We start from the raw sequence: 13,099 nt of genomic DNA, 5'->3' as shown, positions 1-13,099 counted from the left end.
GTATTTTCATGGAGTACGCCATAGCCCGATTAGGCCAGCCAGACAATTTGGCAATGCCCCCGCAGGCTCAAACTTGACATTGCATCATGGCATTCCCCCGCAATTCGTGGCAGGCAGGTTGGGCGCTGTGCATCACACTGCCGAGGAGACCATCATGCGGTTCTGGACCATCATCGGCCTGATCCTCGTTTTGTCCGCCCTCGGGCTGACCTATGAGATCGCGGCAGGTCGCGTGCTCGCGCCCTTTTTCGGGACCTCCCTGCTGACCTGGACCTCTGTGATCGCGACCATATTGGCGGGCTTTTCTCTGGGCAGCGCGCTCGGAGGATTTGTGGCGGAACGTGCGCGCCCCGTTGCGGTTTCCAAGGTGCGCCGGGCGCTGGTCGCGACGGCAGTGCTGATGGCGCTGTCGCCCATTGTCCTTGCCTTTCTCTATGCGTCGGGTGCGCGGGAAACGGGTGGGATGCTGCTGGCCGTTTTCGTGGCTTTCTTTCCGGCATCGGTGCTTGTCAGCCTGCCGTCGCCCTTCCTCGCCAGGCTTGCGGTCGAGGCCCGGCCGGGGCGGGAGGGATCGTCGCTCGGCCTCGTTCTGGCGGCGGGCTCGCTCGGCGCCATCATCGGTGCGATCCTCGCAGGCTTCGTGGCCCTGCCGCTTGTCGGCTCGGTCGCAACCTTCGCCGGCTGCGGGGCTGCGGCCCTTCTATGTGTGCCGTTTGTGCGGGGCGATCCCCCCGGGGCCGACGGCCAGGGCGCGACGCCGCCCCCAAAGGATCGAGGATCCATCCTGTCGGTTGCAGTTGCGGCGCTGGTGGTGGCCGCGAGCCTTGTGGGCGGTTCGGTATGCGGGTTTGAATCCGGCCTGTCCTGCATCGACGTCCTGCGCCGCGGCGGCGCGGTTTACCTCTATTCCGACCGCACTGAGCAGGCGGCCGAGCGCATAATCCGGAGCGACGGACCGACCGGGGCACCCCCGACGCTGGTGATGCCCTATGCCCAGTGGATCTGGGCCCGCATGGAGCGCGATCTGGGACCGGCGCCCTCGGTGCTGTTCATCGGCGGGGGTGGCTACACACTGCCCACCCGATTGCTCGAGGCGCGCCCCTTGGCGCAGGCCGTCGCGGTCGAGATCGACCCGCTGGTCACGCGCGTGGTGCGCCAGCATATGCCTTGGGCAGGGGCGATGATCGAACGGGCGGGGTACGATGCGGACAGCGGTGGGGGGCTGGGCGGCGCCGACCAAGGACGCCTTGGTATCTTGCATGCCGACGGGCGGGTGTTCCTCAACGAGACCGAGCTCCGTTTCGACGCGGTTGTCATGGATGCCTTCTCTTCCGGGTCGGTCCCGGCGCATCTGGCAACGCTCGAGACCTACAGGCGCCTGCAGAGAATTGTCGGCGGCCCGGTCTATGTGAATCTGATCGATGCGCCCGATGGTCCCCTCGTGCGGGGAATGCACGCTATCCTGAGCGATCTCTACCCGCATGTCGAAGCCGTGCAGGGCCCGGTGAGTGGTCGCGGTCGCACCAATATCCTGCTGGCTGCGTCTCGCACGACGCTCGCCCCTCTGGATGCGATGCCGGAGGATTACGAAATCGTACAGGTGGGACCGGGGCGCGCGTTCACCGATGACCGCGGCTGGGTCGGCCATCGCTAGCCGGTAGGGAGGCCCTGAAAAGCTTGGCATGAGAGGACGCAAGCCGTGTTCTCGGATGATTGACATATCCAACCGGACCCATCTTTTTCGCAACGTGCCAAGGCGCGCCTCTAGCAACAGATTTGATCTTAGCCTCACCCTGCAGCAGGTTCACCTCCCGGAGTTCACGCCACCGCTCAGCCCCAGATGGTTGCTCCATTGTCATTTGCATGCGCAGCATCTGGCGCGAAGGGCGCTTAATGGCCGTTCGTGTTGATAGGCACCTTGGGCGGGAAAGGTGTAGGTCGACTATTATGGCTCGATTGCTTTGAAGCAATCAGAGTATCCAGCACGTCCATTGAGACTGGCGGTCCGAAGCGTCGGAAGTTTCGCTTTGTGTTATCACAAGCCGATCAGATACAGGACTATGAAGAGGGCGAGCCCGAGAGCACTGCCCCCCGACACCGGAGTTTTGATTGATTTCGACGGTCTCAGGGACAATGGTTACAAAGCCAAATTTTCCCGGCCGTCCGGCCTACGTTTTTAAGCATTTTACGTCGCACTTCTTGCCAACCTTCATCGAAACGCGCTCCCCTCGCATGACGGTACACTGCGGTGATGAAACTCGTCACTATCCGGATGAAATAAATTCAATCATCCATCGCCGGGAAGCCATAGAGAGGGCTTTGTCAGGTTGTTTTGGCATGCCGTGAGCAAGTTGCTGCAACGCGTTTACACCTGCACTTCAGAAGCATAGTCGTTCCACAGGCTAAACGCATCGGCCCTGGCGTGGCGGTATGATGTTGCTGAAAGGCGATAGCGCTTTGGGCGGAAGATGGCGGCGGTTTGGTCATGGACGGACAGAAATTGCTGCGCAGGGCGCGGAGATTTGAAGCGGCCCACGATATTTTCTCGCCGTCTTGTGTGTCCATGAGACGCCTCCGAACGGTTGTTCAGCCCCTTGTGCGAACGGTGATCCACGCTTGGGCAAAGATCCCGGATGGCTGGGCCGTAGCTGCGCAGCTTGTCCACTGCACTGCAGTGCATTGCGAAGCAATGTCACGAGAGGGGGCACGAGAACGTGCAGCACGCCAAAACAACCTGACAAAGCCGGTAAAAGTTCTCTAAGCGTATTTCAAAAAGTTGTTTTGTCTTTTTTACATATCGATCCTGACGGCCATGCCTAGGCATTTTGAGGAATCTCAAACGCTGCAATCAGCGGTAGATTCAGGTTCTTCAAACTGATCCAAATTTGGAATCGCAATACACGATTAACATGGTAGTCTTTTAGGGAAAGGAGGACGCCATGATAAGAACTCTTCTGATTCCAGGACTGGACGGCTCACCGGCACCGCACTGGCAGCACTGGTGGGAGCGCGTCGATCCGACGGCACGCATCGTCGAGCAGAAGTCGTGGTCGAAACCGTGCCCCGACCAGTGGCTGACCGAGATCGCGGGCGCCGTTCTCGTGCATCCCGGCGCCGTGCTTGTCGGGCATTCCCTCGGCGCGATTGCCGTAGCCCGCGTCCTGTCGCAATGGCCTCAGCTGAACGTGGGCGGTGCGCTTCTCGTGGCACCCGCGGAAACCGCCCACGACGACCGTATCGCGGCCTTCGGAAAGATCCCGGAGGGTCCGCTGGACGTTCCAACCATTGTCGTCGCCAGCCAGAACGACCCCTGGATGGAACAGTCCCGCGCACAGGCTCTGGCAGAATCCTGGGACGCTGACTTCATCGACATGGGCGACGCAGGTCACATCAATGTCGAGTCCGGATTTGGCCCTTGGCCCGAAGGTCGCGCGATGCGGGATCTGCTCTGGTCCCTGCCTGCGATGCCGCGGCGGCTTGCAGCAATGGTCCGGCCCAAAGCAAAACCTCAAGGAGGTCTGATATGTTCGGCTTGATCGACAGCGTTCGAAAGGCAATGCCGATAATTGTCTTCGCGACATGCTATCTGTCTGTTGTCACATTCCTTTTTCTCACCTGACCCGACCGTGAAAGGACTTCGAAATGTATGGCTTCCCATATGATCCCAGCCTTGCGGCCTATCTCGCTGAGTATGAGAATGATTCTTCTGTCGAAACTTCCGCGCTGGAATGGGCCATTGTCGCCATCTACGCAGTGGCGTTCATCGTCTGCGTGACGCTGTGATGGACGGCGGCACAAGTTTTCCAGTCTCGCACCGTCACGTGCTGATCATCGGTGGTGGTGCGAGCGGAGCGCTGATGGCAGTTCATCTGCTGAGATCCTCCGCGGCCACACGCGTGACCATCGTGGAGAGATCGCAGATGCTGGGTTGTGGGGTGGCCTATTCCACCGAAAATCCGGACCACCTCCTGAACACGCGCGCACAAAACATGAGCGCCTTTCCCGACGATCCGGACCACTTTGTTCGCTGGCTTGCCGCAAACGAAGAGACGAAAGACGCGACGCCCACGTGTTTTGTCGGGCGTCAGATCTATGGTCGGTATCTTGCGAGCCTGATTGCGATATGGCGAGATGACCGGCTGCGCTGTGTCGCGGGGGAGTGCCTGAAAGTCGAAGAGACATCCTCCGGCATCGCCGCCCAGATCGATGACGGCACGACCGTTCTAGCCGATTTGGCAATCCTCGCCACGGGCCACGCGGTGCCCGGGCCCTCGGCTCAGGATGTGCGTAGCGGGTGGGATTTCTCGCCGCCCTCGGGCAAGCACGCGTCAGTTGTCATCATCGGTACCGGCCTGTCCATGGTCGATCACATCGTATCCCTTCTGGGCAACAATCACCGCGGTCCTGTCACTTGCCTCTCCCGTCGCGGGTTGTTGCCGCAGGTTCATGCCGAGGGCCACGCAAGTCCGTTCTCGCGGGCCGAGGTTCCGCTCGGCGCGTCAGTCAGCCATCTGCTGAAATGGCTGCGTAGCCGAGTGCGTGCCACTGAAGTTGACGGAGGCACATGGCGCGATGTCGTGGACGGATTGCGCCCGCATGTGACGGCGATCTGGCGCGCCTGGGATACGGAGACGAGACGGCGCTTCCTGCGTCACGCCGCGTCATGGTGGGAAGTGCATCGCCACAGGATGCCGCCGCAATCGGCTGAGTTGATCGCGCGGGCGCGGGCAAGCGGGCAGTTGGAGATCGTGAAGGCGCGCTTCGACGACGCCACACATCTGGGGGTGCGGACCACTGTTCTGATCACGCCTGTCGGCGCGCCACAGCATCCGATCATGGCGGATCATGTGATCGACTGCCGCGGCATTCGCCGCAACCCTGCGACCGACGGCGCACCCGTCATCGTGGACCTTCTCAAGCGCGGAGTTGGACGACTCGATGCTCTGAACCTCGGCGTGGACACAACAGAGGAAGCGCAGCTGGTCTCCGCAGGAGGGCTTGCGTCAGAACATCTGTTCGCCATCGGGCCGTGTGCCCGGGGCGCCCTTTGGGAAATCACCGCGATTCCCGATATTCGCGCGCAATGCGCCGCTTTGGCCGACACAATTTGTCGGTAGGCGAGCGCCAGGACCTGAACAGGCAGCGTGGCCTCCGGCAGGACCGCAATAGGGAACACCACTCTCTTTTCGATGCAACACTTGGAATGGAAAAACGGATCCCCATAAAATATACAAAAACTCTACAAATCTAATCGTCTAAGGAAGATCTAATGTCTGTATCCGTGGTTGGAATCGCTGGCAGCTTCAGCCAGCCATCCAGGACAAGAGAGCTCGTCGCGCAAGGCACCGAACGCGCGGCGCTGCTCACGAACGGCACTGCCCGCGTGTTCGACATGATCGATTTCGGTCCATCGCTGGGCGCAGCTTTGCGGGCAGATGAACTTGACGCAAACGCCGCTGCGATCCTCGAGCGGATCCTTACAGCGGATGCGCTTGTGGTTGGCAGTCCCGTTTACAAGGGGAGCTATACCGGCCTGTTCAAACACCTGTTTGACCTCATCCCACCTGAGGCGCTCAAGGAAAAACCCATCCTGCTGACTGCAACCGGGGGCGGGTATCGCCATGCTCTGGTGATCGAACACCAGCTTCGTCCGCTGTTCGGCTTCTTCGAGGCGGCGACAGTTCCCACGGGCATCTATGCCTCGGGAGAGGATTTCCCGGACGGGGTGAACCTCTCCGAGACCCTCGAGGCGCGCCTGACCGATGGAGTTGCGCAACTTGTCGCCCGCGTACCTGTTCAATTGACTGAAAGACCCGTTCCGGCCTTCGCCGACTGAAGCTCACCCCCTCACACGAAATCTCCCGTGACCCTGCACCAATGTGCAGGGACCAGAAAAGCCATGCCTCACCAAAGGATATAGATCATGACACTTCTTGAAACTCCGACCGCAACAATCCCCGTCACTGATGTAAAGACGGTGCCCCCCCGGATCGGCGCGGAGATCAGCAATATCCGGCTGACGGTGACGCCCATCGCGTGGTGCGCCGCGTGACGATCGACGGCGATGTTCCCGCGAGCGTCGATGGCCGCGATAGCATCGCCCTGACCTGACCTAAAAGTCCCATTCCAAGGAGATCTTCCTCATGACCAGACAAATCAAACTTGGCGCGTTTCTTCCCGGTGGCGGCCAGCATGTCGCCGCCTGGCGCCACCCGGATTCAGTGGCGGACGGCGCGACCAGTTTCGAGTTTCACGTCAAGCTTGCGCAAACTGCTGAACGTGGCCTGTTCGACGCCTATTTCCTTGCCGACGGCTTGGCCGTGGCCTTTGGCGGCGGCATGGAGGGCGGAAATGCCAAGGTGGCAGGCTTCGAGCCGGTCACGCTTTTTTCCGCGCTTGCGCCGCTCACCAAGAACCTCGGCTTCATCGCGACGGCCTCGACCAGCTATGAGGAGCCCTACAACACTGCGCGCAAGTTCGCGTCGCTCGATCTTATCTCTGGGGGGCGTGCGGGCTGGAACGTGGTGACGACCGGCAGCGCCGCCGCCGCCTACAATTTCAACCACGCCGAACAGCCACCGCATGCACAACGCTATGCGCGCGGCGGCGAACATGTCGATGTCGTGCTGAAACTCTGGGACAGCTTTGAGGATGACGTCTTCATCCGCGACAAGCAAAGTGGCGTCTTCTTCGACACTGCGGGGGTCCATCCGACAGACCATGTCGGCGAACATTTCCAAGTCAAGGGGCCCCTGAACGTGTCCCGCTCGCCGCAGGGGCATCCCGTTGTGGTGCAGGCAGGCCAGTCAGAGGACGGTCGCGCGCTGGCTGCGGCCACCGCCGAGGTGATCTTCACCGCCCATCAACGTCTCGACACCGCGCAGGAATTCTATCGCGATATCAAGGCGCGGGCGGCGGCGAACGGACGGAACCCTGATCACGTCCTCATCATGCCCGGAGTCTCCCCCTTCGTGGGACGCACCGAAGAGGAGGCGCGCGAGAAATATGACCGGCTCACCTCGTACATTCTGGAGGAAGACGGGATCGCCCTGCTGAACGGGCTGACCGGAGGCACGCTGGATCTCAAGGGTGTCGACCTTGACGGGCCCTTGCCGTCGGCACCACCGACCGAAGGCATGAAGTCGCGCCAGACGCTGATCCGCCAGATCGCGGACGAGAACAATTTCACGATCCGCGAACTCTACCAGTGGATCGCCTCGGCGCGGGGGCATTACACGATCATAGGAACGCCGGTGCAAATCGCAGACATGTTGCAGGAGTGGTTCGAGAACGAGGCCGCTGACGGATTCAACATCCTGCCGCCTTGGCTGCCGACCGCGCTCGATGATTTCGTCGATCTGGTGATCCCCGAACTTCAGAGGCGTGGCCTGTTCCGCACCGCCTACGAAGGCACGACCCTGCGCGAGAACCTTGGTCTTCCTTTCCCCATCAACCGCCATTCCGTCGCCCGATATGCGGCGCAGGCCGCTGAATAGAACAGGAGCGATCAAGATGACCTATCAGATTGCAGATGACGAAGAGCGGTCGGGGGGCAGGCGCTTCCCCTGGCCAAACCCCGGACCGCGCATCTTGAGCGCGGCCCGCAGCGGATTGGCAGATTACGGTCTGCTGATCGCCTTTTTCGCGGGCTGGCAGATCGCAAGCTCGGTGGAATGGCTCAACCCCGCGGTATTTCCACCTCTCGACCGTGTCGCCTATGCGCTCTATCTGGGCATCAGCTCGGGGGCGCTGATTGACGACATCGCGATCTCGCTGCAACGTTCGGGCATCGCCTTCGGCGCGGCGATTGCGTTCGGGATCCCGCTGGGTCTTTTCATGGGCCAGATCCGGGCGGTCGAGCGCGCGCTCGATCCGATCCTGCAACTGTTTCGCCAGACCTCGGCCCTCGCTGTCTATCCCGTCTTCATCCTGATGATGGGTCTGGGCGAAGCCTCCAAGGTCTTCGTGATATTCTGGGCAACGCTGTTTCCGATCCTTCTCGCCACCATCGGCGGGGTGAAGGAAGTGGACGCGAAGCTGATCGAGATGGCGCGCACCTTTGGTGCGTCCCGTCTCACGACCTTTCGTCGGGTGGTTCTGCCTGCCTCCGTGCCATCAATCTTCGTGGGCTTGCGGCTCTCTGCCACCACCGCGTTGCTGCTGCTGATCGCCGCCGAGATGATCGGCGCGAACAAGGGCGTCGGCTTTCAGGTGATGAACGCGCAATACAATTTCCAGATCCCGCTGATGTTCGCCGCGATCTTCCTGCTCGCCTTTCTTGGTTTGGCTGCGAACTGGGTTCTGATCCTTCTGCAGCGGCGGCTGTGCCGCTGGAGCCCCAACACACCCTGAAACATCCAAACCTCCATCAAGGACAAGACACATGACCTATCCGTTCAAGACCATCTTCGCCGTCTCGGCGCTCGCCCTCGCCGCAACAGGCACGGCGCAAGCCGAAGAGGTAACCCTGCGCTATCTCGCCAGCCATGGCGGCGTGAACGCCCATGAGTTGGCCGAAGAGCTCGGCTATTACGAGGGTACGGGTATTACGCTGGAAAATGTGGGCTATGCCGGCGGCGGCCCTGAATCCCTTTTTGCGCTCGCCTCCGGAAGCGTCGATATCGGCTCCGCGGCGACCTCGGCGGTGATCAACGCGATTGCCAGCGGCAACGATTTCGTGGCGGCCTATCCCACCAACGGCATCAATGATGAGGTGCAGTCGATCTTCGCCGTGCTGGAGGACAGTCCGATCAAGTCAATCGAGGATATCGTCGGCAAGACCATCGCGGTGAACACCCTGGGTGCGCATCTCGACTACACGGTCCGGGAGGCGCTGCATTCCAAGGGCCTGCCGCAGGATGCCGCAAATCTCGTCGTCGTACCGGGGCCGCAGCTGGAACAGGTGCTGCGATCGGGACAGGTTGATGTTGCGGCCTTCGGGTACTGGCAGACCACATTCGAGGGCCTTGCCCGCAACAATGGCGGCGTCCGCGCGGTCTTTGACGACACCGATGTGCTGGGCGAAATCGCAGGCGGATTTACAGTGCTTCGGCGCGACTGGGCCGACGCCCATCCGCAGGCCGCGCAGGACTACGTCGAACAGGCCGCCCGCGCGCTGGATTTCGCACGCGAGAACCCGGAAGAAACGCGCGAGATCCTTGCCCGCATCCTGGAGGAGCGCGGCGAGAACCCGGAAGTTGCCAAGTATTTCGCCGGGTATGGCGTGCGTGAAGGCGGTCTGCCGGTCGAACGAGACGTGCAGTTCTGGATCGACGTTCTGGTGCGGGACGGCGTCATTGCCGAAGGCCAGTTGAAGGCCGACGACATTCTGCTGGTCACCAGTGACCAGCCCGCCACGAACTGAGGGGGTCACATGTCCAGCATTGAAACGCGGACAAAAGGTGAGGTCACGATCCGTGACCTCACCAAGTCCTTCAAGATCGACGGTGAGACGCTCACTGTCCTGCGCAAGGTCAGCCTCGATATACGGGGGGGCGAAAGCCTCGCCATCGTGGGGGCGAGCGGTTCGGGAAAGACGACCCTGCTTCGGGTTCTGGCCGGTCTCGAAGAGCCCGACGGGGGTGATGTTCTGATCGACGGAGCCCCTGTACATGGCCTTGGGCGCGAGCGGGCGGTGATCTTTCAGGAGCCGCGCCTTCTGCTTTGGCTCAGGGTTCTCGGCAACGTGGCATTCGGACTGGAAGTGCAGGGTGTCGACCGCGCCGAGGCCGAGGAGCGCGCCCGTCGCTATATCCGGCTTGTCGGCCTGACCGAGTTCGAAACCGCCTGGCCGCGGCAGTTGTCGGGCGGCATGGCGCAACGCGTCGGCATTGCCCGCGCACTGACCGTACAGCCTGAAATCCTGTTGCTGGACGAACCACTCGGTGCCCTCGATGCGATGACCAAGATGACGATGCAGGAAGAGCTGACGCGGATCTGGGACGAGGAGAAGGTCACCATGGTCCTTGTGACCCATGACCTCGAGGAAGCGATCTATCTGGCCGACCGGGTGCTTGTCCTGCCCAAGGAAAAGGGCGGATCGGTGCGTCTGCTCGACATCGACCTGCCGCGCCCGCGTGACCGCAACGGAGCCCGCTTCGTGACATTCCGCAAGCAGCTGATGGCGGAGTTCGGCCTGCACTGAAAGCCAGCCGGCCGGATTTGGATCCGGTCGGCCCTGATGTTCAGCGGTGGTTGATGCGACGCGCCAGCCAGTCGCCAACAGCCTGTATGGCTTTGTCAGGTTGTTGACGCTGCCCGGTGTCAAGCATAGCCATCTCTCATGATCAGCCAAGTTTCACGGCCTCGCCTGAAGGGCTTCCGGTTCCCCCGGTCCATCATCTCTTATGCCATTTGGGCGTACCATCGGTTTGGCCTGAGCCTGCGCGATGTCGAGGATCTGTTGGCTGAACGGGGCGTAATCGTCTCGTATGAAAGCATCCGAGTGTGGTGCCAGCGGTTCGGAACGCAGATAGCGGCCAAGATCCGTCACGATCGCCCGGTCCCTGCCGACAGATGGCACCTGGACGAGGGCGTGATTTCAATTAGAGGGCGAGAATATTGGCTTTGGCGAGCGGTCGACGCAAACGGCCCCTCTCATGGTTTGTAAACAAATCATGAGAGGGCAATGGACGTACTGGAGATCCTGATGCAAAGCCGCAGAAATACCCATGCCGCCAACCCTGGCCGCGATCGCCAATCGACATCCGCAAAGCGGCCTCGACGACCTGCTGCCGTGGAACTTCAAGCCGTCAAGCTAAGCTGACCGTGCTGTCCAGCGACCGCTTACTGAAAATCTGCATGCTGGAGGCTCCATGGTCTGACGACACAGACCAGAATCCGACGGTTCGTCAGACGCAACGCCCTCCAATCACGGCCTTAGTTCCAAAAGCGATTCCCCCTGACATTGGAAGCGTGACTGCGGATGGCACCTACGAAATACGCGGATGCTACAACCCTATCGCCGACCGCGGTGCGGCCGAAGTCATCCCGCCACACAGAAACGCTCAGCCATGGAAACCAAGCACCGCCGGTGCCATCGCCAGGAACGACGCGCTACAGACGAGTTCGCATTCTGCTGAAACCGGCGGCGACACATGTTTGGTGACTTCGACACGCTGCTCGGGATCAGTGTCGGTCTGGCGCCACAACCTATCGCGATCTCGTCAATCAGCGCATCTGAAGACCATATTTCGGCGGAAAAGCCGCGTTCAGCGCGTTCACGCAACATCCAAGCTTGACCCTAGATCAATCCCAAACGCGCCTCAAACCACAATCAAGGGCGCCGTCGCAACAACAATTCGGTCTGCCGGAGCAAAAGGGATAAGCCGTCCCAGACCATGTGTTTGCCCGTTTTCTGCAGTTCCGTCCGGTAACGTACTGTTTCAAAAGTAAGATGGTAAACAGGTTGCGGCTTAACGGTTCCAGAACCACTGAAAAGCAAAGTTACGCTGATATAGGAATTTGAGGATAGCGAACTGTGTTCAATCTAGGGAAAGCCAAAAAGTCACCGAAAGTCGCGAGCAGGGGTGACACCTATCTAGCGCTCATCGACAGAACTCAGGCAACGATCGAATTTGACCTGGATGGTACGATCACTACCGCAAACCAGAATTTTTTGGCCGCGATTGGCTATCGTCTGGAAGAAATTGTCGGAAAACACCATTCGATATTTGTCTATCAATCATATACACGAAAACCAGAATATAAAAAATTCTGGCAAGATCTGGCAAATGGCCAATCTTATTCGGATCAATTTCCGAGGCTAAAAAAAGACGGGTCGGTGATTTGGCTGCAAGCGACCTATGCGCCCTGTCTGGATGAAGACGGCAAAGCGACCTCGGTGATCAAGATAGCAACCGTCGTAACGGCCCGTCGCCAGGGCGTGAAGGACATCGCAGAGGCCCTGAACGAATTGAGCCAAGGAAACCTCACCCATAGTGTTACGCTGAGCGATGTACCGGATATCCAATTGCTTGGAGAGGCCTACAATCAGGCGGTGGCGCGGATGTCATCCGTGATTTCGGCCGTCAAATCCGTTTCACAAGCTGTGGAGCATACTGCCAATGAAATTGGCCAAGCATCTTTTGATCTGTCGCGTAGAACCGAGCAGCAGGCGGCAACCCTGGAAGAAACGGCTGCCGCCATTGAGCAACTGACGGTCACAGCAAAGGCCTCCGCTGACAGTGCGCAGGAAGTTCAAAAGTATGCGAGCAGTGCGATGTCGACGGCCCGCAATGGTGGCCGAGTGGTTGAACAGGCGATCCGGGCAATGTCGGAAATCGAGGCATCCTCGGATCGGATATCTCATGTGATCAAGATTATTGACGACATCTCATTCCAGACGAACCTGCTTGCACTCAACGCGGGCGTAGAGGCTGCCCGCGCCGGTGAAGCCGGGCGCGGCTTTGCAGTCGTTGCCTCCGAGGTGCGCACACTGGCGGTGCGGTCCTCCGCCTCCGCTTCCGAGATAAAGGCTTTGATCAATGACAGCTCCACACACGTCTCCAACGGAGTGGCACTTGTCTCCCGTACCGGCGAAGAGCTCGAGTTGATCATCACTGGTATTGCCACGATCCACGACAACATCTCCCGGATCGCTAGTGCAGCGACTGAGCAGTCCACCGCCCTTAATGAAATCAATACCGGCGTTTCACATCTCGATTCGATGACCCAGCAGAATGCAGCGATGGTCGAGCAGTCGACGGCGGCCAGCCAGATGCTGGCGAAGGATTCGAGCGATCTGTCCCGGCATGTTGCGGCATTCCAGACGGCAGAGCACCCCGCATCTGGATGGCAGGATGAAGCCCAAAACAGGAATCATCAGCCGCATCGGGTGGCATCCTGAAGGGTGTTTTCGCTTTATCTAGTTCACGCTGAACAACGTGATCCGGCGACAAGATAGCAGTTTTCTGGGCATTGCCAAATTGTCTGGCTGGCCTAATCGGGCTATGGCGTACTCCATGAAAATACCAACCAGTCTGCCGCGCCTGAAGGGCTTCCGTTTTCCACGTGAGATCATCGCTTACGCAGTGTGGTCTTATCATCGCTTCGCGCTGAGCACGGCTGACGTCGAGGACCTTCTGGCTGAGCGGGGCGT

12 protein-coding genes and 4 pseudogenes are annotated in these 13,099 nt (G+C 60.1%); 15 read left to right on the top strand and 1 reads right to left on the bottom strand.

From position 1 onward, the window contains the following. Positions 1-154: 154 nt before the first annotated feature. Positions 155-1,654: a fused MFS/spermidine synthase gene (locus P775_RS00490; protein WP_099909128.1), complete on the top strand. Its 1,500-nt coding sequence runs from the start codon at positions 155-157 to the stop codon at positions 1,652-1,654. Between the two features lie 711 nt (positions 1,655-2,365). Here the strand turns inward: P775_RS00490 and P775_RS00485 are convergent. After that, a pseudogene (locus P775_RS00485) lies at positions 2,366-2,662 on the bottom strand (DDE-type integrase/transposase/recombinase); the annotation flags it as partial. A 277-nt stretch (positions 2,663-2,939) separates the two neighbouring features. On the opposite strand from P775_RS00485, the gene P775_RS00480 reads away from it, so the two are divergent. The 14 genes and pseudogenes from P775_RS00480 to P775_RS00435 form a co-directional block, all read left to right on the top strand. Next, positions 2,940-3,536 carry an RBBP9/YdeN family alpha/beta hydrolase gene (locus tag P775_RS00480; protein ID WP_099909127.1) on the top strand — a complete coding sequence of 199 codons (597 nt, stop codon included), beginning with the start codon at positions 2,940-2,942 and terminating at the stop codon, positions 3,534-3,536. A 106-nt stretch (positions 3,537-3,642) separates the two neighbouring features. Beyond that, positions 3,643-3,783, top strand: a complete 141-nt coding sequence (locus P775_RS27840) for a hypothetical protein (RefSeq protein WP_180287266.1) — start codon at positions 3,643-3,645, stop codon at positions 3,781-3,783. After that, on the top strand, positions 3,729-5,117 hold the full coding sequence (locus tag P775_RS00475; RefSeq protein ID WP_342749619.1) for an FAD/NAD(P)-binding protein: 1,389 nt from the start codon (positions 3,729-3,731) through the stop codon (positions 5,115-5,117). Before P775_RS27840 ends, P775_RS00475 begins: the two co-directional genes overlap by 55 nt. Positions 5,118-5,269: 152 nt before the next feature. Continuing rightward, on the top strand, positions 5,270-5,836 hold the full coding sequence (gene msuE / locus P775_RS00470; protein WP_099909125.1) for an FMN reductase: 567 nt from the start codon (positions 5,270-5,272) through the stop codon (positions 5,834-5,836). An 87-nt stretch (positions 5,837-5,923) separates the two neighbouring features. Then, complete coding sequence (locus tag P775_RS29350; protein ID WP_281256049.1) at positions 5,924-6,052, top strand: hypothetical protein; 129 nt, start codon at positions 5,924-5,926, stop codon at positions 6,050-6,052. A gap of 91 nt (positions 6,053-6,143) precedes the next feature. Further along, positions 6,144-7,496 carry an LLM class flavin-dependent oxidoreductase gene (locus P775_RS00465; protein WP_099909124.1) on the top strand — a complete coding sequence of 451 codons (1,353 nt, stop codon included), beginning with the start codon at positions 6,144-6,146 and terminating at the stop codon, positions 7,494-7,496. Positions 7,497-7,512: 16 nt separating this feature from the next. Continuing rightward, the gene (locus P775_RS00460; RefSeq protein WP_099909123.1) at positions 7,513-8,352 is read left to right on the top strand and encodes an ABC transporter permease; all 840 of its coding nucleotides are present in this window, start codon (positions 7,513-7,515) and stop codon (positions 8,350-8,352) included. A gap of 31 nt (positions 8,353-8,383) precedes the next feature. Then, on the top strand, positions 8,384-9,364 hold the full coding sequence (locus tag P775_RS00455) for an ABC transporter substrate-binding protein (protein WP_099909122.1): 981 nt from the start codon (positions 8,384-8,386) through the stop codon (positions 9,362-9,364). A 9-nt stretch (positions 9,365-9,373) separates the two neighbouring features. Further along, on the top strand, positions 9,374-10,144 hold the full coding sequence (locus P775_RS00450) for an ABC transporter ATP-binding protein (protein ID WP_099909121.1): 771 nt from the start codon (positions 9,374-9,376) through the stop codon (positions 10,142-10,144). Positions 10,145-10,282: 138 nt separating this feature from the next. Further along, a pseudogene (locus P775_RS00445) lies at positions 10,283-10,591 on the top strand (IS6 family transposase); the annotation flags it as partial. Between the two features lie 302 nt (positions 10,592-10,893). Further along, positions 10,894-11,073, top strand: a pseudogene (locus P775_RS28670) (IS5/IS1182 family transposase); the annotation flags it as partial. A 23-nt stretch (positions 11,074-11,096) separates the two neighbouring features. Further along, positions 11,097-11,240, top strand: coding sequence for a hypothetical protein (locus P775_RS29645; RefSeq protein WP_180287265.1), 144 nt, complete (start codon positions 11,097-11,099; stop codon positions 11,238-11,240). Between the two features lie 239 nt (positions 11,241-11,479). Then, positions 11,480-12,847 carry a methyl-accepting chemotaxis protein gene (locus P775_RS00440; RefSeq protein WP_099909120.1) on the top strand — a complete coding sequence of 456 codons (1,368 nt, stop codon included), beginning with the start codon at positions 11,480-11,482 and terminating at the stop codon, positions 12,845-12,847. Positions 12,848-12,962: 115 nt separating this feature from the next. Continuing rightward, positions 12,963-13,099 (top strand): annotated as a pseudogene (locus P775_RS00435) (IS6 family transposase); the annotation flags it as partial.

The sequence above is a fragment of the Puniceibacterium antarcticum genome, from assembly GCF_002760615.1.
GTDB lineage: Bacteria > Pseudomonadota > Alphaproteobacteria > Rhodobacterales > Rhodobacteraceae > Puniceibacterium > Puniceibacterium antarcticum.
The sequence above is the reverse complement of the archived record's forward strand: the minus strand, read 5'-3'. Positions and strand labels throughout refer to the sequence as shown.